Origin of the sequence: Myxococcus sp. RHSTA-1-4 (assembly GCF_020037125.1) — a bacterium.
Taxonomy (GTDB): Bacteria; Myxococcota; Myxococcia; order Myxococcales; family Myxococcaceae; genus Myxococcus.
The window spans coordinates 1-24,235 of record NZ_JAIQDG010000029.1; the positions used below are offsets into that span (position 1 = coordinate 1).

The window sequence follows — 24,235 nt, forward strand, 5'->3', positions numbered from 1 at the left end:
GTGGTCTCGCGGCCCCAACATGCCTCCCTACACGCACGGCCAGGGAGCGACACGCTCCCTACACCTTGAAAGGGGTGGGGCTCAGCACACGCAGATGCTGACGCAGATACTGGCGAGAACCCCTTCGCTCATTCCGCCGCTCAAGGTAAGCGATGCAATGTCGGGCGCGGAGAGCCGCACATTGTTGTATTGATTGTTCCCTGGAACCGTGCGGTTGCGCACGACGGCCCCCGTGCTATCGAGTGCCGCGATGTCGACGGGGCCAGCAAACGTCCCGATGCGAAGATTGACCGAGGCGGAGGAGACCGGCAGGGTGATTTCGATACCCTGGTCAGGAAACTGCAAGCCCTTCGAACCGCCCGTGGAGCTGACGAACATCAGTATGCCGCCCGAGGGCTGGACGAAGTCGAACCCGGCGAGCGAGAAGCTGGGGCCGAGCTGGGTGCCGACGGGGAACAATGAGAAGTCGGCACACAGTTGAAATCCAATGCGAGCTGCGGACATGGGTTGGCTCTTTCGGGGGCACCCTGGCTGCGGTGCTCAGGTGTGGAGGGTCTTTCAAAGGGGAGTGAGCCGAGGCACGCCCGATGTGACGTGGAGCGAACGCGCCCGGGTCTTCAACTGAACCCTTTCACGCGCCAACTTCCTCGGCGCTCACCGGTTCGCCTGCGTGAGGTGTGGAGGCAGGCTCAAGGGTCTTTGCGGACGTGAAGGGAGCACCCGGGGGGCAGGCGATTCTGGAGCAACACTCGGGCGGCCCCGTCAGCGGCCCTCCTCGGCCCCTCTTCACCCTCCCCCTCCTCGGGGCCCCCTTCCCTCTTCAGCGCCTTCGACGACACGGCGGCCAGCCAGCGCTGGACGGTGCCGCTGCTGCCCCGCCCGTGAGGCCAGGCTCGGAGGCCGCTACTTGCTGTCGAGGATGAAGACGCCGTCCCAGTCCTCGGGAGGGGGCGCCGCGAGCAGTGCCTCGCACCGCGCGGCGAACCGTCCCGAGGGCCCGTCCTCCGGCGAGGCGAGGAACGCGGCGCGGGCCTCGGCGAAGCGGCGGGCCCGGTAGAGGGCGAGCCCCTCGGCGAAGCGCGCGAGGTGCGGCGGAGGCGGAGTGCCCGCCGCGCCGACGAGCTCGAAGACGCGGACCGGCTGCTGCTTGCCCTTGACGCGCAGCAGGTCCAGCTCGCGCGCCAGCACCACGCCCCGGGCGGCGGTGAGGGTGTCCTCGGCCACCAGCGTGCGGGTGCCGTACACCTTGGCGGCGCCCTCCAGGCGCGAGGCCAGGTTCACCGTGTCGCCGATGACGGTGTAGTCCTGGGCCGCGCTGGAGCCGATGTTGCCGGCCACGCCCTGTCCGGTGTTGATGCCGATGCGGCAGTCCAGCCGGGGCAGCCCGCGCGCTTCGAACCCGGGGGCGAGCCGCTCCACCACCGCCACCAGGTCCAGCGCGGTGAGGCACGCGCGCGCCGCATGGTCCTCCTGCGGCAGGGGCGCGTTCCAGAAGCACATGATGGCGTCGCCGATGAACTTGTCGAGCGTCGCGCCGTGCTTCGTCAGCACGCCGGTGGCCTGCTCGAAGTAGGTGTTGAGGATGGCGACGAGCGCCTCCGGGCTCATCTGCTCGCTCATGGAGGTGAAGCCCACCAGGTCGCTGAAGAGCACGGTGAGCATCTTCCGCTCGCCGCCCGGCGCGGCCTTCTCCGGGTGCTTGAGGAGCTCGTCCACCACCTGGGGCGCGAGGTAGCGCTTGAAGAGGCCCTTTATCTGGTCTCGCTGCCGAAGGCCGCTGACCATCTCGTTGAAGGACTGCGCCACCCGGCCCACCTCGTCCGTGCTCCGCACGGGCACTTCCACGGAGAGGTCTCCCAGGCGCACGCGGCCCGCCGCCGCCTCCAGCTGCACGAGCGGCGAGGCCATGCTCCGCGCCATGAAGACGGCCGCCGCCAGCGCGAGCAGCGCCACGCCCACCGCCGTGGGCACCAGCCAGCGCTGGAAGCGCTGGAGGATGGGGTTGATCTCCGCGTCGAAGTCGCGAAGGACGAACACCTGGCCGATGCGCGTGCCATCCACGCCGCTCAGCTCCCCCCCGCGCACGAGGTAGTGCGTGTCCCCGAGGTACACGTCGTGGGCCTGCCCGGACCGCACGCCCTCGCCATCGAGGAGGGCGCCCACGGCGAGCTGCGAGGCCAGGGCCCCGTCTTCCGTGCGCACGGCGAAGCGGGCGCGGGTGTCCCCCATGTGGGGCCCCGGGGCTCGGGGTGCCGCCGGGCTCCCCAGCAGCACGTCCCCCACCCACTGGCCGGACAGCACCACGCCCACCTTGTCCCGCCGCGAGCCAAAGGCGGGCTGCGCATGGACGAGCAGCAGGTCCCCTTCACGAAGCGCCTCGCGCGGCACGAAGACGAAGGGCAGCGCCCGAAGCTGCGCGGGGGACCAGAGCACGGAGGTGGGGCCGTGCTGGAGCGCCGTGGCGAGCAGGGGGATGTCGAGCGGCCCGTCCCCCACCTGGTCCGGGTCCGCGCGCGTGTAGACGAGCCGCCCGCTGGCGTTGAAGAAGGCCCAGGGCACCGGGCCCCCACGGCTCCAGCCGAAGGCCTCGGTGTCGGCGGAGTCGATGATGGCGCGGGCGCTCTCGATGCCCTCCGTCTCCGAGCTCGCGTCGCCGAGCCCCGCCTCGGCGTCCACGGAGTTCACCGACAGGGACATCTCCTTGAAGGAGCGGTCCAGCGTGCGCGCCTCGGCCACGTCGCGGATGCGCTCCTGGCTGGCCCGGGCGAGCTGCTGGAAGGCCTCCAGCGTCCGCTCCAGGTCACTGGCAATCTTCTCCTTCGCCGCGGCCTCCACGGCGAGGTTGGTGAGCAGCAGCGCGGTGACGAGCGCCGCGCCCGCGAGCGCCATGAAGGCGAGGATGAGCTTCCGGGTGAGCGTCACTGGGGGCCAGGATAGCGGCCCGCGCGGGCCCGCGGCGAGTTCAGCGGTCCTTCTCGGAGTAGTCGGGCCGGGGGCCGTACTTCTTGCCGCGCTTGTCCAGGTGGCTGTCGTCGGTGCGCGTCTCCACGAGCGTCAGGGTGGCCGTGCTGGTGCGGCCCGCCTCCACGACGACCTCCGCCCGGGCGATGTCGCTCTTCTCGTCCCGCCGGTGCACCGCGAAGATGGGGTAGCGCCCGGGGGGAACGCCGCTCAGCCGGAAGCTCCCATCCTTGCCCGTGACGGCGAAGGCGCGGTTGGGCACCACCACCAGCGTCGCCACCATCTGCTCGTGGATGTCGCAGTAGACGTCGACGATGCCCGTCTTCTTGAACGCCTCCACGTACGTCTCGTTGGGCCGGTTCTTGCCCGCGTCGAACTTGCGGGCCACCGAGCGGGAGAAGACGTTGTGCACCACCACGTCCTCGTTGGCGAACTCCACCTTCTGTCCCGCGACGATGGGCAGCACGGAGGGGATGAACGTCTTGTTGCGCTGGCTCATCCGCACCACGCCGGCCGGGGGCGCCTCGGTGTAGCCGGTGAGGTAGACGACGACGCCGGAGCGGTCCGCCTTCGGCCGCGGCTTCCCGTCCGGGCCGACGACGGAGATGAGCACCTCGCCCTGGACGCTGCCCGGCTCCGCCGACGCGAGCGGCGCGGCCAGCAGGAGCGACAGGAGGAAGGGTTTCAGAGAGCGACTGCCCATATGAGCCTCGGCATGAAGCGGGGGGTTTCGGAGGACACGGCCGTCAGGCCGAACAGGGTGCCGGCGGTCACCCACGTCCGGCCGAACGTCCAGGCCACGCTCGGCCCGACGAAGAGGTGCGGGTCCTGGCCCACGTCCTTCAGGTCGAACTCCCCGAAGGACTCGAGCGACAGCCGCAGCTCGTCCTCGATGACGGGATGGGACACGCCGACGGAGTACGTCCCGAGGATGCGGGCCGGGCCCTCGTCGCCGCGCAGCGCGGGGACGCCCACCTGCACGCCCAGGTCGACCACCGCCCGGAAGCCACTCTCCCACTGGTACGAGCCGACGAGGTCCAGGTCCACGCGGTTCGGGCCCGCCGTGTTGATGGCCTGGTGCCACACCGCGCGCACGAGCGGCTGGAAGGCTCGGTCGTCGCCCCGGGGGAAGAGCCGGTAGCGGAAGTCCGCCTCGAAGGACTCAAGCTGGGTGACGGTCCGGTTGGCGCGCACCTGGAAGGGCAGCGCGAGCTCCAGGTGCTGGCTCAGCCCGAGGACGGGCCCCCACCATATCCAGTATACCGAGGGCCGGTCGGGGGCACCGGGAGCGCGGCTGCGGACCCACAGCCACTGCTCGAGCTCGACGTCCCCCTTGGGGACGATGTCGGTGTCGAAAGTCCAGATGAAGGGCCGGCGTCCAGCCTGCGCGGGCGCGGCCCACGTCAACCCCATGATGCATGCCACCACTGCCGCCCAGCGGGCTGCGCGCATTCTGCCTCCCCACCCCCGGCCTCAGGGGCGCCTGCGCGGTGACTATCACACAGCCCGGGAAACGGACGGGAGACGCCGGCTCAAGGCGCGGGGGCGCTCCCGGAGGAAGCGGCCTGGCGCGCGGGGGTGCCGGGCACCGTGACGTGCAGGCAGTAGTTGGGCGAGTCCCGTTTGACGACGCGGCCGGGGCCTGGCGCGAGGTGGACAACGGCTCCCCGGTGGACGCGGCGGGCAACTTCCGGGGCGTCGCCTTCGAGGGGCCGAGGCAGCTCGCCACCATCCTCAAGGGGGACCCCGCGTTCGCGGAGTGCATGAGCCGCAAGGCCCTGGCGTATGGGCTCGGCCGCGAGCTGACGGATGCGGACTGTCCCGTGGTGCGCAGCGTGGACCAGCGCTTCGCCCAGGGAGGACACCGGCTGCCGGAGTTGCTCGTGGCCGTCGCCATGAGCGAGAGCTTCCGCAACCGCTGCCCCGTGCCGGCGGAGCCCTGAAGCCCCGCTGTCCCTGCGCGCCCTTGGGAGTCACGGACGACGGATGGCGTACCAGCCGAACGGGATGCCCGCCCACCATGTACGGCCCGCCATGCCCGAGCCCCCATGCGTGAACAAGTAGCCCTCGAAGGGCTGGGGCGGCTGCCCGCCCCCCAGGTCAATGGTGAAGGCGATGCGGTGGCTGGACTGCGGACAGGGCTCTCCCCGGCGACGGTCGGAGTCCTTGCCTCCCAGCGTTCCGCGCACCGGATGGGCGATGCCGTCGTTGCCCGTATAGGTGCCGTCGATGCGGTAGTGCCGGTAGACGCAAGCGCCATCCACCCCCTCGAAGGCCTGGTCTGGAGGGTGGATGCGAAGCGTGCCCCGCCAGTCGTCGTGCACCATGTCCCATGTGCCGTCCACTCGCAGGGGCGCACGGGAAGCTCCACCCTCTCGGGCCTCCGGCGCGCCTTGCCTCTCCACCTCGCTACCCAGGGCTTCTCTCTTCTCGGTGTCGGTCTGCAACATGGCTTCTCCTCGACGCAGGTGTGCATCGCTTGAATGGGCGAAGGACTGCAGATGGCGCCCAGGAAGTCTGAGTCACACGTGCGCGGGTGTGACGGGACGTACCGGAGACCGTGCCGACTTCCGCATGGAATCCCGCCAGGCTCGCGCGCGATTCCCGGACGGAGGTCACGACGATGACCTTCTCCTCCAGCACCTTCGTCACCCGGCCCATCTTCCGGGTGGAGACACCTTGTACGTAGGCCGCGGTGATGGCCTCGTCCACCTCCTCGGTGCGCCGCTTGTAGCGCTCGAGCACGGCGCCCGCGCTGCCGCCATGGCGCGTGCGAGGCACCTGCACCTCCAGCTTCCCCAGCGACGTGGTGAGGCCGCGCCGATAGTGGCCGTTGCGCGCGTCCTGCCGGCCCACGAGCACCTGAAGGGGGCGCTGTCGCTCACGCCGCGCGCCGCATGCGCTCCAGCGTCTCCACGACCCGGCGCTCGAAGAATCGGCTCTCATGACAACGAGCCACCTCCAGTGCCCTGTGAAGACTGGTGCGTGCCGCGGCTTCGGCCCCCTTCCGCCAGAGCAGCTGCCCCTTCATGTGGTGGAGCTCGGCCTCGAAGATGTGCTCTCCCATCAGCTCGACCCAGCCCAGGGCTTCCCCCACGACCTCCAGACCGGGCTCGAGTTCCCCGCGCCCCAGGTGCAGGTCGGCCAGCAGTCCGAAGCAGTAGGGGATGCCCTTGCGCATCCCCACGGAGGCCCACTGCTGGATGCATGCGAGCAGCCCGCCGGCCTCTCCCCGCTTCTCCAGGCTCCACGCATGCAGGGCCGCCGACACCCCGACGCAGCTCGACAGGTTGTAGCGCGCCGTCAACGGGGTCAGCCTCGCGGACATGGCGAGGGTGCGCTCGACGTCGCCGCAGAGCTGGGAGAAGGCGCCCACATAGACGAGCGCAAGAGACTCGGTCATGGGGCAGCGGAGCGTCTCGAGGTGGCGCAGCGCCTGCTCGCAGTCGCTCAGTGCTTCCCGACACGGACCCTCGAGCAGGAGCCGGGTCATGGCCGGGAGGATGTATGCGAGCACGCGGGGTGAATAGCCATACACCTGCGAAAGCGCCCGCTCGTGCTCCGGGTCGAACTCCGGCCCCAGGAGCTTACGGGCCTGCTCGAAGTGGGCCATTGCTGGCCGCAACCCTCCCTGGAGGAGCTGGCAATTGCCCATCTGCAGGGTGCCTACGGCCCGCGCTTCCGGGGAGTTCGTGCGCTCACCCACCTCCACCAGGGCTTTCGCCATCTCGAATGCATCCGCGTAGTTCGCCCGCTCCATGTGCCAGAAGAAGAGCCCGGAGAGGGCGGGAGGGAGATGCTCGATCGCCCCGGTCTGGTGACACAGCGCCCGGGCTCGGAGGAAGAGGTCCCTCACCGTTTCCTCGGTGCTCTGGGTGAGCAACATCGGCACACCCATCTCCAGCAGCAGCCGCAGCTCCTCCGCCGCGTGGGCTGCCTTCGGGGTGAGCTGCTCCAGCGCGGCCCTGGCTTGCTGATAGTGGTGCACCGCCTCGGTGTAGGCCCGGTGTCCCAGGGCCATCCGCCCCGCCTCCTTCCACCAGTGATGGGCCTGGGCCCACTCCCGCGCCTGGGTGAAGTGGTGGGCCACCCACTCCGGAGGAAACCCGGAGGGCTCCGCGATGTGCTCGGCCAGGTGCCAGGCGATGCGCTGGTGGACACGGCGCCGCTCGGCGGGGGGCAGGGACTCGCGCGCCTGCTCCTGCAACAGGACATGGCGGAACTCGTACCTCGCCTCCTCCGCCTCGTCTTGCCTCCGAAGGAGCCCGGCTGCCACCAGTGCCTCGAGCCTGGGGCGCAGCGCTTCGGCCCGCTCCTCCACACAGGCGGCCAGCAGGGACGGGGAGAAGCCACGGCCAATGATGGCGCAGCGTCGGGCCAGGCTCCGCTGTTCCCTCGGGAGTGAGTCCAGCCGTGCCTGCAGCAGGGACTGCAAGGGAATGGGAATGGCCGGAGTGCTCGTGAAGCGTTGGGCAGTCGCGGCCTCGCTCAGGAACATGCGGGCCATCTCCTCGATGAAGAGCGGGTTTCCGTCTGTCTTCTCGCGGAGGTGCCGGAGTTGCTCTTCGGAGAGGAGTTGGCCGCGCGTCACCTCTGCCACCAGGTGGGTGGTGTGCTCCACGGACAGGCGCGGCAGGACGAGCCTGTGGACCCCGGGGGCGCTGGACTCGGGCAGGCGGAACTCCGGACGGGCGGTGAGCAGCACGCAGAGGCGGGCCGACTGCGTCCGGGTGAGCAGGTGCGTCAGCAGGTCCAGGGTGGAGGGGTCCGCCCAGTGCAGGTCCTCGATGATGAGCAGCGCCGGGCGGGCCGCCGCGTCCCTGGCCCGGGTCAGCTCCAGGAGCAGGGTGACGAGCAGCTCCAGGAACTGTGTCTGCCGGCGCTCCACGCCTCCAGGCGAAGGGGCTTCGGCGCCGGGCAGGCAGAGCAGGGATTCGAGCAGCGGCAGGTGCTCCTCACGGGAGCCGCCCAGCGCCTCCACCTGTTGAAGCACACGCTGTCGCCACTGCGCGGGTGACGCCTCCGGAGGCATGGCGAAGAGCTGTCGCAACAGCTGGCTGAACGGGAAGAGGGGGCTGGTGCTGGACTCCTGCCAGCACTGCGCCACGGCCTGGAGCCCCGCCTGGGAGCCCACCTGTTCGCGCAGCTCCCGCAAGAGCCGGGACTTGCCGATGCCGGCTTCGCCCTGAAGGAGTACGAGCGTGCCCTCTCCCCCGCGCGCCCGTTCCCAGTGCTCCTGGAGCTGGCGCAGCTCCTCGCTTCTTCCCACCAGCGGAGAGAGGCCCGGAGGACACATCCGGTCGAAGCGCAGCGGCTCCTGGCGCTCCCGCATCAGGCGGTACAGGGCGACGGGCTCTGGCCCCGGAGGAAGGGGCTCCGTGACGAAGGCGCCGCGCAGTCCCTGATACGTGCTCTGGCTCAGCAGCACCGTGCCGGCCTCGGCCTGGCGCGCCACGCGGACCGCCAGCAGGTGCGCATCTCCCTGGATGGCCGCGGAGGCTCCGCTCTGTCGTTCCGCGAGCGGGCTCAGGACGACCGAGGCCGTATGGAGCCCCACCCGGACGGCGAAGTGCGCCCGCGGCATCGATGCCAGCTCGAGCCCCGCGCGGACGGCGTGCGACAGCGCGTCTTCTTCCGCGCGTGGGTGCCCGAGGCACCCGAGCACCTCGTCTCCCATGCACTGCAGCACCGTGCCGCCATGCTGCTGGAGGTGTGCCGCGCAGGACTTCTGGAAGCAGTCCTGCAGCTCCCCGAGCGCTTCCTCATCGAGCGGCTCCCTGGGGCGCGCCATGAGACAGCAGACGAAGGTGACCTGGGCTCGCCGGGGCGCGGCCGGAGCCTTTCGCGCGGCCTCCCGCCGCTGTTCGAGTGCCTCCAGCTGGTCCGCCAGCTCCTGGACGGACTGGAAGCGGCGCGCGGGCTCCCGGGCCGTGGCCCTGCCGAGCAGGGCGTCCACCTCCGCGGGAAGCTCCGGACGGCAGTCTCGAATGGAGGGCAGTGGCCTGGGGGAGAGCGCCCATTCACGCAGCGCTTCAGTCGAGCTCCCGGGACAGGGATGCTGCCCGGTCAGCAGCAAGTAGAGCATCAACCCCGCGGCCCACAGGTCGGTTCGCACATCGTGCGGTGCCTCCAGCCACTGCTCCGGGGCCATGTAGGGGGGCGAGCCCTCGGGGCCGAGGCCGCGGGTGGAGGCATCCCCGGGGCTGGCGGCGAGCCGGGCCAGGCCGAAGTCGAGCAGCTTGGCGCGCCCGCCCTCGAGGAGGAGGACATTGCCGGGCTTGAGGTCGCGGTGGATGACCCCGTGCGCATGGGCGTGGGCCAGCCCCGCGAGCACGTCACGGAAGACAGCCACGGCCTCGTCCCAGTCCAGGGCTCCCTTGCGCAAGCGGGCGGAGAGGGATTGTCCCTTCAACAGCTCCATGACGAGGAAGGGGACGACGGCCGAGGGGCTGGCCCGCCATTCCGAGACATCGAAGATGCGGATGATGTTGTCGTGGTCCAGCCGGGCGATGGCTCGCGCTTCCTCCTTGAGGAGCGAGGTGAGCGTCGGGCCGGAGAGCTTCTCGAGAGGCTGCATGAACTTGAGCGCCACGTGGCGCTGCAGCACCGAATCCCAGGCGCGGAAGACCTTGCCCATTCCGCCCTGGCCCAGTTGCGCACGAAGCTCGAAGCGCTCCCCGCGCTGTCCGCCCAGGCTGTCGCCGGGCTGGGGCAGGGGAAGCGGCGCGGAGGCTTCCAGGAAGAGCATCAGGAGCGGGTCATCAAACTCCGATGCACCCTCAAGCGTCTGAAAGCCCGTGTTCTGTCCCATCCCTGGCCTCTTTCGTCAGCGCATCCAAGAGGGTGGGAGTGGCGGAGACGATGTCTGTGAGCAGGCCCTTCCATTGGGGCGTGCTCCAGAGGCGGTCAGGGGTGCTGACCGGCATTGCGTCCAGGCCGCCATGGAGCGTGCGCCCTCGAACGCGAGCAGCAGGCTGTCGCCGCCCTGGTTGTCGTGGATACCGCCACCCATCAGCGGCAGTCCCCCGTTGAAGCCCGGCCCCAGCTCCTCGAGCGAGGCGCTGAGCGGGTACTCCCGGGGCCAGTGGAACTGCTGCGGGAAGACCCGCGGCTCGAAGCCACCCGGGAAGCATGACGGCGCGGCGGCGATGTCCGCCAGCCGGACGTGCCAGGCCACGGAGCGCGGCCTCGTCAGGTGGCAGGGCCTCCGTTGCCGGTCAGGCTTCCTCGTCGGGGAGGAGCGTCCGGAGCAGCTCGTCGTCGGGGCGGAGCGGGCGCCAGCCGGGCGGCGGCGGCGTGGCGAGGAGTGCATCGCTGACCTGGTCTACGCGCTCCTGATGGGTTTCCGGGGGCGTGTGCCCCGAGGGGCTGCGCGGCCTGTCCACCGGCAGGGAGCTTCACTCGGGCGGCCCCGTCAGCGGCCCTCCTCGGCCCCTCCCTCCCTTCAGCACGGCCCCCTTCCCTCTTATGCGTTGGGCTCGGGAGCGGCGCGGGTCAGCGCCCGGTCTGGGCGACGAAGTCGGCGGTGGAGACCACCTGGGCATAGGCCATACCCAGCGCCGCGAGGAACGCGGCGTGGACCTGGGGCGCGGGAACAGTCTGCCCGTTGAGCTCCAGGGCCCGGGCCGCGCACGCATCGTGGAGCACCGTGACGGTGTAGCCCAGGTCCGCCGCGGCACGCACCGTGGCGTCCACGCACATGAGCGTCATCATGCCCGTCACCACCAGCCGCTTCACGCCCAACGCCCGCAGATGCTCCTGGAGGTTCGTCTCCCGGAAGCTGTTGGGGAAGTGCCTGCGCACCACCACCTCTCCTGGGCGCGGCTCGACCCGGGGATGAATCTCCGCCCCCGGCGTCCCCGGGAGGAAGAACGTCGCCCCCGGCTGCATCGAGATGTGCTGCACGTGGATGACCGGCAGGTTCCGCTCCCGGAAGAGGTCCAGGGCGGCCCGCGCCTGCGCCGCCGCGGCGTCGGAGCGGTCCAGCTCGGACCACCCTCCGGGGAAGTAGTCATTCTGGATGTCGATGAGCAGCAGCCCCGTGTGCTCCAAGGTCTTCTCCATGGGTGCCTCCAGGTGGGGTGTGGGGATTCGCGACCACCCACTGGGGGCTCGCCCAGCGCTTCGTGGCGCGCTCCCCCCGCGTGTCGCTCAAGCCCGAGCTGCTCCTGGTGGACTTGGGTGACGTGCTCACCACGGGTGGAGTCACCGCCTACCTGGCCCCCTCCCTGCATCTCGTCTCGAAGCAGGCCTCACCGGAGCTGGCCGCGCTCTGCGCCAAACCGCGTTCCGCCGCCGCTTCAAGGCGCGCACCGGCCTGACACCCGATGCGTACCGGCGGCGCTTCGCGCTGCGCTGAAGCCGCTCCACCGCGAAGGCCCGGAGGTCGCCGGCGGCCTGCCCCGACATCCGGGAGGCCGCCAGCGGAAGGCCGCGTTACTCGATGGACGCGACCTTGTCGTCGTCGCCGAACTTCACCTTCACCTTGGTCACCTTGCTCTTCCAGTACGTCCAGACGCTGGAGTTGAACGAAGGCGTCTCATGCGGAGGCGGCGGGCCCCACGCCATGCGCACGGCCTGGCGCGACATCCCAGGCACCACCTCCGACGCGGAGACCTTCTTGCGGTCCTCCGCCGTCAGCGTCTCCAGCCTGGGGGCCTGGTCCTGGGGCGCGAACGAGCCCTGGAACAGCACCCACGTGTCCGCGCCGGAGCGGGAGTCGTTCTCGAACGTGAACTCCATCCCCGTGTCGACGACCTTGAACTTCACCTTGGACGAGCCCTTGTCCAGCACCTCGACGCGGGTGTTGAACGGGAGGATGGGGCCCTTGAGGTAGTTCACCCAGGACAGCGTGGCGTCCTCGAAGTGAAAGTTCGCGGTCGCGTAGTGGTAGACCTTCTCCGCGGGCGGCGGCGGCGGGGGAGGCGGCTCGTCACCGTACGACACCACCTTGCCCTCGGCGTTGAAGACGACGTCGAAGGTGAAGAACTTCGAGCTCCAGTAGGTCCACTTCGTGGCCCCGAGCGACGGCGTCCGGTGCGGCGGCGGGGGCCCGATGGTCAGGAGCACCGCGTCCCGGCTCATGCCCTTGGCCAGCTCGCCCGCCTTGACCTGCTTCTGCTCCTCCGGCGTGAGCGCGGCGATTCGGGCCGCCGGGTCCGAGGCGGAGAAGAACCCCGAGAACAGCTCCGAGGCATTCTTTCCCAGACTCTTATGAGACACGAACCGGAACTCGGCGCCCGTCTCGACCACCCGGCAGCGCACCTCGTCGTCGTCCCGCTCGAGGACCTCGACCTGGGTCCCCACGGAGAGCAGGGCACCCTTGTTGCGGTAGTTCACCGCGGAGAGCTGATTCTTGTTGAGCAGGAAGTTGGCCTGGGAGAACAGCACCTCGGCCTGGGCACTCAACGCCGTCAGCAGCCCCAGTGCCAGCAGGGTGCCGAAAACGTTCTTTCGATACATGTAGACCCCTCGGTTGTTCAGCATCATCGTTGTAGGTGTCGCCTCGGAACGGTCGCAAGGACATTGCACTCGGAGTGAGGACGCGTCTCCCGGGTACGGCCCTGCCACTGTCGCCACGTCGAGGACGACACGGGGGAAGTCCGCCCGGGTCGCGCTGAAAACGGTGGCAGGGGGCGGATATTCACCCGGGGGCGCTGTCATGCGGTACGGCCTTCGGCCCTGGCCGGTGGCGCCAGGGGCGGTGGGTGTCAACGTAGATGTCGCGTGAGAGGATCAAGCCGAGCGCTTCAACTCCTGCAGTGCCTGGGTGGGGTGCGGGGAGGGGCCGAGGCGCACGGGGCCGGCGGGAGTCCAGTCGCGCGTCTTGCCGCGCCAGCGCTCGGGGTGACGGCGGCGAGCGCGCTGGTAGAGCTCGGCGCGCTGGGCCAGCACCTGCTGTTCGCGGTCAGAGTGACGCTCGTCCGGGGTGACGGAGCACAAGGCGCTGTGGCGGTGCTGGCCGTTGTACCAGGCGACGAAGGAGGCCACCCTGCCCTTCGCCTCGTCGAGGGAAGCGAAGGGCCTGGCGGGGAAGCCGGGCCGGTACTTCAGGGTGCGGAAGAGGGCCTCGGAGAAGGGGTTGTCGTCCGAGACGCGCGGGCGGCTACCGGGCTCGCGGCACTCGCGGCTGGGAGTCCGCGTACTGACGGAGAGGAGCTCCCCGCGGCTCAGCCGTGGCGCGCCGAAGCGTCCACGGGGCGGTGACTGTCGGGGCGTGTCGCCAGGGCACGGCGCAACATCGCCTCCGTCCATTCCAGGCTCTCGCGGGGCAGGCCCGTGCCAACGGCAACGTCTCCGCCCTCGTAATCGACGACGACGCGCTCTCCCCAAAGGTTGTTGCGCGTCCCAACGCGCAGGTCGATATCCCAGACCTTGGAGGCTGCAATCCGCGTAAGGCGGCCGCTCGCCCAGCGCCCATGACGAGACACCTCCAAGCCGCGGGACGAGGCCTTGATGAGCCAGCCGCTGGTGGCCTCGCGCATCACCCGCCAGAGCAGGTAGCTCCCACAGACAAAGAGGACGAGGCATCCCACGGCGGGTTTGAGGACATTCGCCGACGTCCATCCCTGCGAGCGCGCCCAGGCCCACCCGAAGAGAATGGGCCCGGCGACTCCGACGAGCGTGGCGATGCCGGCCTGGGCGACGTAAAGGGGGCGCCAGCCGCGAGCGGGCAACGTCACCGTCAGAACGCCGGACTCACGCGCGACGCGAATGTGGCTGCCCATCGGGGGCGACGGCTGGGTTTCCCGAAGTGGCGCTGCGGACAGGCGTTCGTCCACGGAGCGAGTGTGTCCGCCATCCACCTGGAGTCCGCCGCCCAGCACACGCGAGGCAGCGCGCGCCAACTCCAACACCTCATCCCGGTCATGGCTTCGAGCCAGGACGATGGCCCTGCCTGGCTGGGCACCTTGCAGCACCACCTCATCGGGAGCCCTGTGATGCGAGCGCACCTCCACGCGGGTGAACTGCTCGAATGCGGCCTCCGTCCGAGAGACGCTCCAGAGAAGGCGGGAGTGCCGCTCCACCCTGCGCGACTCTCGATTCATCACGACCTGGTCCCGGGCCAGGAGATGGTGAAGCGCCCAGAGTCCCCCAATCAGCGCGAAAACACATTCAACGAAGGTGTCTCCCCGCAAGCCGGTACGGAGGGAGTATGCAATGAGCGCAGGCGCTCCAATGAGCGCTCCCAATGACAGCGCCCGCTCCACCGGCTTGACGTCTTTCTGGACGACGAGCGAGGAACCCTCCACCTTCCACCTGCTGTTTCCGCAGCGCATGGGGGGAAAGACTACGCCACGCCGCGGGCGAAGGCGCTGGAAACACCAGGGAGCCGTCACTCCGCCGCTTCCGGCAACCCGAAGGCGGTGGTCGATGGACCAGGCGATGTCCAGCCCCACACGGAGAACGAGACGAGTTGGAGCCCCGTTCCGAAGGATGCGGTGCGCTCCCGCACGCCGGCCATCTTCCGCGTGAAGGCGGGGCGGACGGTGGGGCAGCGGGTGAAGATGAAGTTGGCGATGTAGGGCCGCCCCGGAGCTGCGCGCTGCCGAAGGGCTGGCCGTCGTGGCGCGTGAAGGTGAACTCCGGAAGGGCTCCGAGCTGGGGCAGCGGCTCGCTCCGGCCGCGCAGCAGGGTGGCTCCGGAGGCGATGGCCATGCCGAGCATGAACACGGCGAGGCCGCCCCAGAAGCCGGGGCGCTGGGTGAGGCGGGCCGGGCGGGCCGGGAGCGTGGATTCGGCGGTCATGGGAGCCCGAGGTAACGGAAGGCGGAGGGCGGCGCACGGCCGCTCCGAGGGCAGGCAGGCCCGGAGGCGCCGTCGCGCCCCAGCTTGGCGGTTGACGCGCCCAAAAACTCTTTCTGCCGTGAAGGGTACTTCCGGCCCGGGTTCGAATCGCCTCGGGAGGCTCACAAGCTTTCAGCTCCCCCGCGTCTGGAAGCCAAGGCGCCGCACCCGGTGGCGCCGTACCAACGGGCAGAGCTGAACTGAAAGAGGGGAAGTCCACATGCATGAGTCCGTGGATCCGACGTTGATGGGAGAGGTGCGCCTGGGGATGGGTATCAGGCGCGGTTGGGTGTTCTTGTGTTTTTCCGTGGCGTGCATGGCAGGTGCGTCCAGCATGGCGCAGCACCTGGACCCCGCCTGCGCTGTGCCTGCGGCCGTGCCCAATGACGGGCTCGACGATCGCGCGGCGATCCAGGAGGCGCTGACCACTCAGGGCTGCGCGTACCTGCCGGCTGGCACGTACGACATCGACACGCCGAGCTTCGTTCCGCCCGCTCGGCGGATCTACGCCATGCTGACGGCCACCGGCGCCAGGCTGTACGGCGATGGCCCGGCCACGGTGCTGCGCTTTCGCGGCGACGCCGGAGGACAGGACTGGCAGGGGGTGAGGCTCGACGGAGTGAGCCCGTCGCTCCACGACCTGTCGATGAACACCGCGGACCTCACGAACACGAACGAGCAGACCCATGCCGTGCGGGTGGTCGGTCCCACTGCGGACCCGACGATCTACAAGGTCTCATTCACGCACCCGCAGCGCGGCGAGCCCGGCGGCGATTGCGTTCAGCTCGTCGGCTATGCACCGGCTCAACTGATCACCCGGGCGCGCATCCATGACAACGAGTTCGGCAAGTGCGACCGCAGCGGTGTGGCCATCCACAGTGGCACACAGGACCTGGAGATCGCCGACAACCGATTCCACGATACCGGCGACCAGGATATCGATGGCGAGGGGACGGGAGACAACTCGGATTGGCTGATCGCGCGCAATACCATCTCGCTGGGCGCCGCGCCTCAGGGCGCAATCGCGATCCAGATCCAGCTCACCAGCAACGTCCGCATCACCGAGAACGTCCTACAGGGGCGGGGCATCTTCGCCTACAGCTGCAGCGCATGCGAAATCGACCACAACTTGATACTGCGGCGCGCCGGCACGTCCGGGATGGGCGCCGTGGAGATCCAGAAGGCGAGCTCGCACGTGAACGTTCACCACAACGTGATAGAGCGCGCCGACTCCGCAGGCACGGGAAGCGTGGTTCGCGCGTACCCGCACGGCACCGGGACTCCGGACCACGTGACGATCTCGGACAACGTGCTCATCCAGCGCGCCACGGCCGGAAGTGTCATCGAGACCATGGGCGTCGTGGGCCTGTTCGTGGAGCGCAATACCGTGACCCATGCCGGCGCGGCCGATACGAGCTACGGCGTGCTGGCCAATGGATCCGCCGGAACCAATCCGATCCGGACCGACGACCTGCATGTGAATAGCAACACCTGGAGCGGCCCGCTCAAGGCCGTGATAGCCATCAGCGGCTCGTACGGCGGCTGCGGTTCGCTCAGCGCCACGCACAACGTCGCCGCAGCCCCGGGTGTGCTCTGCCAGAACGCCACGACGGGGAGCATGATTCTCGGGCCGCTCGATGTGAGCGGCAACACCTGGCTGCCGTCATTGTGCGGAACGATGATCGCTCCTGGAAACTGATGCAGCGTATTGGCGGACTCGCGGACAGCTCCCGCGCTTTCACTCCATGAGAGCGCGGTGAGTCAGATGCCCGGGAAAGCGCGGGCGAGTCCATCGCCCCGCACCTTCATGGCTCGCGAAGCCGTACGAGCCTCCATCAGCTCTCGGCGGAGGCTACGGGAGCCGGTTGCTCTTCGCAGACGGCGGACGTGTCGTCGGACTGCTCCGTCTCCTCACTCACGGAGGCCTGCTTCTGGCTGGGGGCGCGGCACAGGTCGATGCAGACTCCATCTTGCGCGCAGGAGATGACGACGTTGCTGGTGGGGGTGTGGGTGCATAGAACGCTGCAGCTCGTGTTGCAGGTACAGACGTCCTCACACGGACGGGGAAGCGCGGAGGCCGGCTGTGGGGTGAGGGCGATGAATGCAACGGAGGCCAGCAGCGACTTGAGCATGGGGCGCATCTGCATCTCCTAGCGGTGTGAACTGCCGCGCCAGGGTGGGGGAACTGTGACTCGAAGTAAATACGTGCTCACTCATAGAAGGTGTGCACTTCAAGACAGGCCCGCGTTTCGAAATCAGAGAGAGAGGGATTGCAATCGCCCGCTTCCACGAGCTTCGGCCCTACCGGGCCCGTGCGATGCGGGAGAGCCCCTCGGGGCTGGTGTTCCCGCGTCCGGATGGCTCGATGCACTTCCCGAACGTGGACCTCGTCGCGCTGCTCCGGTTCGCGATGAACCGGGCTCAGCTTGTCGATGGGGGCCACAAGTGCCGCCGCTGTGGACACTCCGAGCACGCGGCCTCATCCGAAGTGCGCCGCTGCTGGCTCGCGCAGGCCGAGGCGAAGAGCAGATGTGCGCTGCGCGCTCGGGGGCGCATGGCCATGCCCTCTCCATCAAGCCAGGGCCTATCGTCAAGAACGGCCCGTTCTGGAGCATGTCAGGCAGGTGGGTTCCCAGGTCATGGGTGTAAATCCTGTCGAACTCCTGCCCCCTCCCGGCCCGCATTGAGGCCCCCGAGCCTCACGAGTGCCAGGGGCAGCCGCTATCTTCCCGAAAGTCGGTCCGTACGATACGACCGCTACGTACGTGGATGCCGGCTCGTCAGAATCGGCCGCCGGGGCCGTCCGCGTGCGACACACCCACGACTCTCCATGAGGGGGAACCATGCCCAGACGCGCGCTTCGCGCCTCCATCATCCTTGCGTCTTTATTGACATCCACACCCGCGGCCGCGCAGCAGGAGTCGCTCTGTATCGACGCCCTCGGCCAGGACCGTCAGCCCGACTTCACGCCTGACAGTCTCTACCTGTCCAGCGTGGTCGTCGTGGATGCGTATCCCCCGGCGCTTCGGCTCGACGTCTCGAGCCTCGCCGGCTTGGACTCGGAGCGCTTCATCCTGCCCGGGGACCAGCAGCTCTCGGTCAGCTTCGTCTCCGAGAGCTCGAGCGCATCCCATGCGCTCGGGTGGTTCTACTACGACGAACTGCTCCAGCGGGGCTACGTCCACCCGGGCCTCCCGGGGGACCCCTCGGATGACGTGCTCGCCGATACCAACGGGAACGGCATCGCGGACCTGCACGAGGACCTCTACAACCTCGCGCCGCCGGGCGGCCCCCAGGCCCGGCCCTACGTCGGTACGACCCGCCGCTGCACCACGACGTTCACCCACAACGGGTTCGTCTACAGCGAGCCGGCCCTCGCGATCCGCGGCTGCAACCCGTCCTATGTACCGCAGAGCCTCTTCACCGATGCCCGGCCCGGTGGCACGGGGAGCTACTACGCCGCGTCCACCGGCGTGATTGGCGCCACCACGGTCACGACCAACGACTACAGCGACAACGGCCTCTACCCACGTGTGCCCAACCTGCTGGAGCCCACCCATGCCGCCAATGGCAACCGGGGGTTCGGGAACCTGCTGTTCCTGCTCGTGGATGACGACTCGGACACCACGACCTACCGAAACCTGGCCCCCGTCCTGGACCGGGCCACGACCTCGGACGGCATCCCGGACTATCCCACCTCGCAGTACGACGAACGGGGCGTCCTGCGGCCCGCGGGCAATGTCGCGGCCCCCATCACCGCCGCGGACCGCACCGTCAAGACGGCCACGTTGCAGGCCGGCCGCGAGGTCGTCTTCTTCCTCATCAGCTACCGCGACTCGGGCAGCTCCGGCGTGCACCCCTGCCTGCGCTACGACGGGACGGGACGCTGTGAGCTGTACCTGAAGACGCCCGTGTCGGTGTTCTTCTCCAAGAGCTTGCTCAACCTGGACCAGAACCCCACCGCGAGCGACCCCGTGGTCTCGCTGGACATGGGGCACGACCAGGACACCTGCGGCTCCTGGCCGAACGACTGCGGCTGGCTGGAGCTGCCCACCCTCGAGCGGCTCGCCACCCCGCCGTACTCCCTGCCCCTGCCCACCGGCGAGCGCGTGAGCCTGCGCCGTTCTCCCAGCGGCAGGATGCCGCATGCCCTGCTGGGCAAGCCTTCCACGGACGCCACCCGGTGGGTGCTCGCCTTCGAGGACGAGCACGGCGGTGGCGACCTCGACTTCAACGACGTGGTGTTCCACTTCCAGCGCGCCCTTTCGGGCACCGTGAGGTCGGAGGTCGTCACTGACATCCCCCCTGAGCTCCAGCAGGATTTCGCCATCACCCGTGTGACGTTCGCCAAGGACGACCAGCCCTCGTTCGAAGCCATTCCGGGGGCCTGCGGCGGGGGAACGCCTCCGCGCATCGACTACGCCATCGCCGCCGACTGCAAGCTCTGCGATGGCTGGGACTGCACCTACAACCCGAATCCCACGTGGGTCTCCGTGCCGCTCACCCCGGGCATGGCTCAGGCCGACCTGGACCTGACGCTGAGCAATCCCTACGGGGCGTCGCTCTGCTGGAAGGCCTCGCTGACCAGCCCCCACATCGGCTGCCTGCCCACCATCCGCAACGTCAACATCGCCTTCCAGGCCGAGCGGCTGCCCCTGGCCACCAGCGGCACCTCCGTGGTTCCGCTCGGCAATGCGTTCGTGCAGGCCGTCACCCGGCGGTGGAGCCCCCAGTCGGCGCCTTCCGCCTCGCTTCGCAAGTACGACGGGCGCCGGGACCTCTCCGCGCGCGGGCACCTGTACCTCCGCACGCTCCATGAGCCGGAGACGCCTGACTTCACCCAGGTCCTGTCCCACTGGGACGCCGGACAGGTCCTGTCCGCGTGGGCCGAACCACTCAATCGCCGTCTCCTCACGGGCACCGGCCCGGGCGCCTCGCAGACCCTGGCCACGGACCTGGCGGAAGGCAACAGCTCCAGTGTGGGCTTCAGCACGGCCCAGCTCTGCACGTTCGCGAACGGGCTCGTGTATGACCTGAACCGGGACGGCTTGTGCGACACGCGGGACCGTGGCTTCCTCCGCGACTGGCTCTACGGGTACGAGTCCCGGACTTCTTCCACGTCCATCCGGCGTGCGTGGACGCTGGGGGCTTTCCGCCAGTCGACTCCGGCCCTCCTCACCCCGCCCCGGCTCCCCGCCAGCCTCCAGCACGCGAGCCCCGAGGAGCTGGCCGCGTTCCAGGTCTACGCAGGCTCGCTGCAGAACCGCCCGACGGTTTCGTTCGTGGGCTCCGCCTCTGGCTTCCTCCACGCCTTCTTCGCCGGAAGGTACGTCCTGGGTGACGACGCCTGTACCCCGGAGGTCGAGGCCGACGGCTACTTCCTGCCGAGCGCTGGGTGCGGCTCGCCACGGCTCCTCGGGGACGGCATGGAGATGTTCGCCTGGTCGCCGCGCAAGCTGCTGTCGAAGTTCGCGCCCCAGTACGTGGGGTATGGCGGCCAGGACGCGCTGGTGCCGAGCCTCGATGCACCGCCGGCCATCTCCGAGGTGGACCTGGGCGGAACGTCGGCGCCGTGGACCTACAGCAGCACGCCGGGCGTCGGCGCGAAGACGGTGGTCGTCTCCACCTCCGCTCGCGGACCGGGTGTTGCCTTCGCGCTGGACGTGAGCAACCCGGACGGCCCCAGCTTCCCTCTGCCGCTGTGGGAGTACGCGCTGGCGGATGTGAACGCGTGGTTCTGGCCCACGAACCTCCGTCCCGACACGCTCGGCTCGCGGCATCCTCCCGTGGTGACGCGGGTGATGCCGGGCCAGGGCGCTCCACGGTGGGTGACCCTCGTCGCCACGGACTTCGTGCCGAGCACCGGGACCGCCGGCGCGCTCTACATGCTCGACCTGGCCACCGGCCTTCCCCTGCGGGATGGACCGACGGGGAAGTGGACCGGCGTCATCCCCTTCGTCAGCGGCCAGGGGCTCGCCGCGGAGCCCGTCCCCGTCGATGTCGACTCCGATGGTTCGACGGACGTGCTCTACGTGCCCACCACCGACGGTGGCATCTACCGGGTCAACCTCCGGGAATCGCGTCCGGAGCGTGCGCCGGCACGCGCGTTCGGCATGTGCCGCGTGGCCCATGTCCCGGGGGACCTGGCTCCCATCCTCACTGGCCAGCGGGTCGACAGGCAGCGGCTCCACTCGCGCATCGCGGCCCGTGTCGAGCGCGATGAGCTGGGCCAGCCCACGGTGCGCCTCTTCGTCACGACCGGGGACAACCCGGATGTCGCCGACCCGGTGGCCGATGAGCCCGCGGACCAGTACCTGGTGCTCGCCTACGAGGACAGCCAGCCGCTCGCCTCCGAGGCCGACTGCGGCACCAGCCGGGCCACGCTGAAGTGGTACTTCCCGCTGTATCCGGGCGAGGTCGCCTGGGGTGGCGTGACGCTCGACGGAGACAGCGTCCTGCTGGCCACCTCCGTGGGGACGTCCACCGCGGCGTGCAGCCTGTCGCCGGACCGGAGCGGCGGCTTCCTCCGGCTCAATCAGGCCATGGGTTTCCCCATGGAGGAGCGGCAGTTCCTGGGCGGTCACTTCCCGCGCGCGCCCGTGGTCCACGGCGGGCGAATCATCCTCGTCGGCGCGGATGGCACGCCCTGGATTCGCGACGCGGGCGGCTGGACGCACTAGGGTTCAACCTGAGCGGGCGCGGTGCTCAGCGTGAGCGCCGCGCCCGCGTGCCGCGCGCCACGGGCAAGCTGGTGCGTGACGAGACCGGCGGCCCTCAGTAGACGTGCCCATCCTCGGCGGGCGCCGGGCGCGCTAACCTCGCGCGGCCCTCAGCCGTCCCTCGCCGGGAGACGCCCATGCCCCCCACATCCATGGCCCGCGCCGTGGCCCTCGCCCTGGACCAGGAAGGCCACGTCCCTCCCGCCTCGCTGGAGACCGCCTGGGAGTCATGTGATGGCACGCTCGCCTCGTTCCTCACGGTGCTGCAGGAGCTCTGGCGGGTCGAGCAGACCCGGCTCCTGCTGACCGCCGCGCGCGTGGTGGGCCTGCCCCCCATCACGCTCGAGCCCCTCCCCGAGGTGCCAGGCGCCCAGCGGCTCCCCTACCACGCGCTCCGAAGCGGCAGCTCGCGGCTCGCGCTCTTCCAGCGGCAGATTCCGGAGGACACGGCCCGGCGCCACCGGCTGGTCCCCTTCCACAGCGCGGACTTCCGGAGCCTGGAACTGGCCGTGGTGGAGCCGCTCTCGCCCGAGGCACTCGCCGCGGTACAACAGGGCACGCGGCTGGCACTGCGCCAGCACCTGCTGCTGCCGGATCAGCTCGCCCCCGCGCAGGAGTGGGTCTACACGACACCCGCCCAGCCGCCCGATTACGCCGCGCCCCTCCCGGTGCGCTCGACGCGCCTCCAGTCCGGGAGCTTTCCTTCCCTGCGCGAAATGGAGGCCCAGGTGCGGGCGGACGCGGGCTCGGGGCGTACCCCTCTCGGGAACCTCCTGCGGTCGCTGCGGAACGGGGTCGGCCCGGGCTGGCTGGCGGACCATCCAGAGCTCCGCGACGGCGTCGCCGAGGTCATCCGCGAAGGGCTCGCCGCTCGCGCGTACGTCCTGTTCCGCGAGGGGGACATCCACTACGACGAGGAGGCCAGCGTGGTGCTCTACGGCTGGCTGGACGAAGCCGGAGCCCTGCAGCTCGCCGTGGCCCGGCATCCGTTCCGTCAGGACCGCCTGCCGCTCTCCGAGGCGGGGCTCTGGCAGCATGCCTTCGATGAGGTCCTGACAGCGGACGTGTGCACCGGCGAGGTCCCCGTCACCGTCATCTACAACCCGCGGACCCGGCGCCACTTCGTCTTCGAGGCCCTGCGCCACAAGCAACGCGTCTTCGGGATGTGAGTTGCCCGTCTTCACCCGGCGGCTTCGAGTGGCGTACCTCGGCGCGAAGCTGGGTCCGCCGCCACCGCTTCGTGGGCCCACTCCCAATACAGCGCTCGGGTGACGGACTCGGGCACGCTGGTACACCTGGTGGCGCTGGCCCGAACGGGCTACGAAGACCGGTACTCCGGCCCTTCCGTCGTGCGGCCCAGGGTGAAGCGCAGGGCGTCTTCCAGGTCACGGTGGAGAAACCTGTAGCCGAGCCGCTCCGCGGCCGTGGGCAGCACCCGGGCCCCCGACAGCACCGTCTCCTGGCCCATCTCCCCGAAGAGGGTGCGGATGACGGGAGCGGGCACCGGGAAGAAGGCCGGGCGGCGGAGGACCCGGCCGAGCGTCCGGGCAAATTCCTCCTGCCTCACCGTGCCCGGCGCCACCGTGTTGATGGGGCCGCGCGCCGCTTCGGTGAAGAGGGAGAAGTGGATGAGGCCGAGCACGTCCTCCAGCGACACCCAGCTGAACCACTGACGTCCGGAGCCGACGGGCCCGCCTCCACCCGCCTTGAACGCGGGCAGCATCTTCGCCAGCGCGCCCTCGCGCGCGTCCAGCACCGGGCCGATGCGCAGGCGAACCACGCGGATGCCGGCGGCCTCGGCGGGGGCGGTTGCGGCCTCCCACGCGCGGCACACGTCGGCGAGGAAGCCGCCACCAGGGGCGCTCTCCTCGGTGAGGGGCTCGTCTCCGCGGTCACCGTAGATGCCGCTGCCGGCGGCGCACACCAGCACCCTCGGCTTGCGCTTCATGCGGGCCAGGGCCTCGGCCAGCGTGCGCGTGCCCTCGCTGCGGCTCTTGAGGATGACGTCCTTGTACTCGGGCGACCACCGCTGGCCCGCCACGTTGGCGCCGGCCAGGTGCACCACCGCGTCCACGCCCTCCAGCGCGTCGGTGTCCACCTGCCCCTTGTCCGGGGCCCAAGAGACCTCGCCCTTCGCGGAGTCCGCCCTGCCCCGCACCAGGCGCTTCACCTTGTGGCCCCCGGTGGTGAGGAAGGGCGCCAGCGACCTGCCCACCAGCCCCGAGGCCCCCGTAATCGCCACCGTGAGGGGCCCCTGTGCCGCGAAGGCGGCGTGCCGGCGCAGGTCCTCGCGCGTCACCCGGTGCCGGTACGCGAACATGCGCGCCAGCTTGCTCCGGGCGATGCCGTTGCCGAAGGCGCTCCCCAGCGGGCCCATGGGCAGGACGTACTCCACCTCGTCCTGGAGGGTGGAGGTGTGGGCATCGGGGCCCGGCAGCATCCGGTGGGTGTGGACCCACTTCGCGAAGGGGCCGAAGCGCTGGGTGTCCTGGAAGAGGGAGCCCTCCTCGTAGAGGGTGTGCTCGGCCACCATGCGCTGGGGGATGGGGCCCAGGGACATGCGGACGACGACCCGGGCACCCGTGCGGATGCCGTCCCCGGTGCGCTCCACGACTTCCACCCGCTCCCAGGGGGGAGACAGCCGCTCGAATGCCCCCTCCCGGGTGTGCCAGGTGAACAACTCGGCGGCGGAGACTGGCATCTGGCTGCGCGCATCGAAGACGTGCGACTTGCCCATGTTCCCTCCCGGGGCGACAGTGCGGCCGCGC

At 69.9% G+C, this 24,235-nt stretch carries 20 protein-coding genes; 5 read left to right on the top strand and 15 right to left on the bottom strand.

Annotated features, from left to right (window positions below; translation table 11 throughout):
- Positions 1 to 81: 81 nt before the first annotated feature.
- From K8638_RS32175 to K8638_RS32190, 4 genes are all read right to left on the bottom strand, one after another.
- Positions 82 to 504, bottom strand: coding sequence for a hypothetical protein (locus tag K8638_RS32175; protein ID WP_223758517.1), 423 nt, complete (start codon positions 502 to 504; stop codon positions 82 to 84).
- 399 nt (positions 505 to 903) lie between these two features.
- Positions 904 to 2,922 (bottom strand): adenylate/guanylate cyclase domain-containing protein, encoded by a 2,019-nt coding sequence (locus K8638_RS32180; RefSeq protein ID WP_223758518.1) that lies wholly within the window; start codon positions 2,920 to 2,922, stop codon positions 904 to 906.
- A 40-nt stretch (positions 2,923 to 2,962) separates the two neighbouring features.
- Positions 2,963 to 3,664 carry a carboxypeptidase regulatory-like domain-containing protein gene (locus K8638_RS32185; RefSeq protein ID WP_223758519.1) on the bottom strand — a complete coding sequence of 234 codons (702 nt, stop codon included), beginning with the start codon at positions 3,662 to 3,664 and terminating at the stop codon, positions 2,963 to 2,965.
- Positions 3,646 to 4,374, bottom strand: a complete 729-nt coding sequence (locus K8638_RS32190) for a hypothetical protein (RefSeq protein ID WP_223758520.1) — start codon at positions 4,372 to 4,374, stop codon at positions 3,646 to 3,648. Before K8638_RS32190 ends, K8638_RS32185 begins: the two co-directional genes overlap by 19 nt.
- A gap of 182 nt (positions 4,375 to 4,556) precedes the next feature.
- Here K8638_RS32190 and K8638_RS32195 point away from each other — a divergent pair, with 182 nt between their 5' ends.
- Positions 4,557 to 4,904, top strand: coding sequence for a DUF1585 domain-containing protein (locus K8638_RS32195; RefSeq protein WP_223758521.1), 348 nt, complete (start codon positions 4,557 to 4,559; stop codon positions 4,902 to 4,904).
- A gap of 30 nt (positions 4,905 to 4,934) precedes the next feature.
- Here K8638_RS32195 and K8638_RS32200 read toward each other — a convergent pair whose 3' ends face one another.
- From K8638_RS32200 to K8638_RS32220, 5 genes are all read right to left on the bottom strand, one after another.
- The gene (locus tag K8638_RS32200) at positions 4,935 to 5,411 is read right to left on the bottom strand and encodes a hypothetical protein (protein WP_223758522.1); all 477 of its coding nucleotides are present in this window, start codon (positions 5,409 to 5,411) and stop codon (positions 4,935 to 4,937) included.
- Complete coding sequence (locus tag K8638_RS45370) at positions 5,371 to 5,907, bottom strand: transposase (RefSeq protein WP_223758523.1); 537 nt, start codon at positions 5,905 to 5,907, stop codon at positions 5,371 to 5,373. The genes K8638_RS32200 and K8638_RS45370 overlap by 41 nt, the downstream gene beginning before the upstream one ends.
- Positions 5,843 to 9,772: an AAA family ATPase gene (locus K8638_RS32210; protein WP_223758524.1), complete on the bottom strand. Its 3,930-nt coding sequence runs from the start codon at positions 9,770 to 9,772 to the stop codon at positions 5,843 to 5,845. The genes K8638_RS45370 and K8638_RS32210 overlap by 65 nt, the downstream gene beginning before the upstream one ends.
- Before the next feature lie 15 nt (positions 9,773 to 9,787).
- Positions 9,788 to 10,138: a hypothetical protein gene (locus K8638_RS32215; protein WP_223758525.1), complete on the bottom strand. Its 351-nt coding sequence runs from the start codon at positions 10,136 to 10,138 to the stop codon at positions 9,788 to 9,790.
- Positions 10,139 to 10,455: 317 nt separating this feature from the next.
- Positions 10,456 to 11,025 carry a cysteine hydrolase family protein gene (locus tag K8638_RS32220; RefSeq protein ID WP_223758526.1) on the bottom strand — a complete coding sequence of 190 codons (570 nt, stop codon included), beginning with the start codon at positions 11,023 to 11,025 and terminating at the stop codon, positions 10,456 to 10,458.
- A gap of 17 nt (positions 11,026 to 11,042) precedes the next feature.
- Between K8638_RS32220 and K8638_RS32225 the strand changes: the two genes are divergently transcribed.
- Positions 11,043 to 11,282, top strand: coding sequence for a hypothetical protein (locus tag K8638_RS32225; RefSeq protein WP_223758527.1), 240 nt, complete (start codon positions 11,043 to 11,045; stop codon positions 11,280 to 11,282).
- A gap of 115 nt (positions 11,283 to 11,397) precedes the next feature.
- On the opposite strand, the gene K8638_RS32230 is transcribed toward K8638_RS32225, so the two are convergent.
- The 4 genes from K8638_RS32230 to K8638_RS45375 form a co-directional block, all read right to left on the bottom strand.
- Entirely contained in the window at positions 11,398 to 12,423 is a 1,026-nt protein-coding gene (locus K8638_RS32230) for a hypothetical protein (RefSeq protein WP_223758528.1), read from the bottom strand.
- A gap of 273 nt (positions 12,424 to 12,696) precedes the next feature.
- The gene (locus K8638_RS32235; protein ID WP_370644165.1) at positions 12,697 to 13,215 is read right to left on the bottom strand and encodes an integrase core domain-containing protein; all 519 of its coding nucleotides are present in this window, start codon (positions 13,213 to 13,215) and stop codon (positions 12,697 to 12,699) included.
- Positions 13,131 to 14,009, bottom strand: a complete 879-nt coding sequence (locus K8638_RS32240; protein ID WP_223758637.1) for a hypothetical protein — start codon at positions 14,007 to 14,009, stop codon at positions 13,131 to 13,133. Before K8638_RS32240 ends, K8638_RS32235 begins: the two co-directional genes overlap by 85 nt.
- Positions 14,010 to 14,296: 287 nt before the next feature.
- A complete protein-coding gene (locus K8638_RS45375; protein WP_370644166.1) occupies positions 14,297 to 14,974 on the bottom strand; it encodes an SCO family protein in 678 nt (225 codons plus the stop codon).
- Positions 14,975 to 15,082: 108 nt separating this feature from the next.
- Between K8638_RS45375 and K8638_RS32250 the strand changes: the two genes are divergently transcribed.
- Positions 15,083 to 16,447 (top strand): right-handed parallel beta-helix repeat-containing protein, encoded by a 1,365-nt coding sequence (locus tag K8638_RS32250; RefSeq protein ID WP_223758529.1) that lies wholly within the window; start codon positions 15,083 to 15,085, stop codon positions 16,445 to 16,447.
- 136 nt (positions 16,448 to 16,583) lie between these two features.
- Here the strand turns inward: K8638_RS32250 and K8638_RS32255 are convergent, their stop codons facing one another.
- Complete coding sequence (locus tag K8638_RS32255; RefSeq protein WP_223758530.1) at positions 16,584 to 16,889, bottom strand: hypothetical protein; 306 nt, start codon at positions 16,887 to 16,889, stop codon at positions 16,584 to 16,586.
- 702 nt (positions 16,890 to 17,591) lie between these two features.
- On the opposite strand from K8638_RS32255, the gene K8638_RS32260 reads away from it, so the two are divergent.
- Together K8638_RS32260 and K8638_RS32265 are read left to right on the top strand one after the other, a co-directional pair.
- The gene (locus tag K8638_RS32260) at positions 17,592 to 21,428 is read left to right on the top strand and encodes a hypothetical protein (RefSeq protein ID WP_223758531.1); all 3,837 of its coding nucleotides are present in this window, start codon (positions 17,592 to 17,594) and stop codon (positions 21,426 to 21,428) included.
- Between the two features lie 176 nt (positions 21,429 to 21,604).
- Positions 21,605 to 22,636 carry a hypothetical protein gene (locus K8638_RS32265; RefSeq protein ID WP_223758532.1) on the top strand — a complete coding sequence of 344 codons (1,032 nt, stop codon included), beginning with the start codon at positions 21,605 to 21,607 and terminating at the stop codon, positions 22,634 to 22,636.
- Between the two features lie 149 nt (positions 22,637 to 22,785).
- Here the strand turns inward: K8638_RS32265 and K8638_RS32270 are convergent, their stop codons facing one another.
- Positions 22,786 to 24,204 (bottom strand): TIGR01777 family oxidoreductase, encoded by a 1,419-nt coding sequence (locus K8638_RS32270; RefSeq protein WP_223758533.1) that lies wholly within the window; start codon positions 24,202 to 24,204, stop codon positions 22,786 to 22,788.
- Between the last annotated feature and the right edge of the window lie 31 nt (positions 24,205 to 24,235).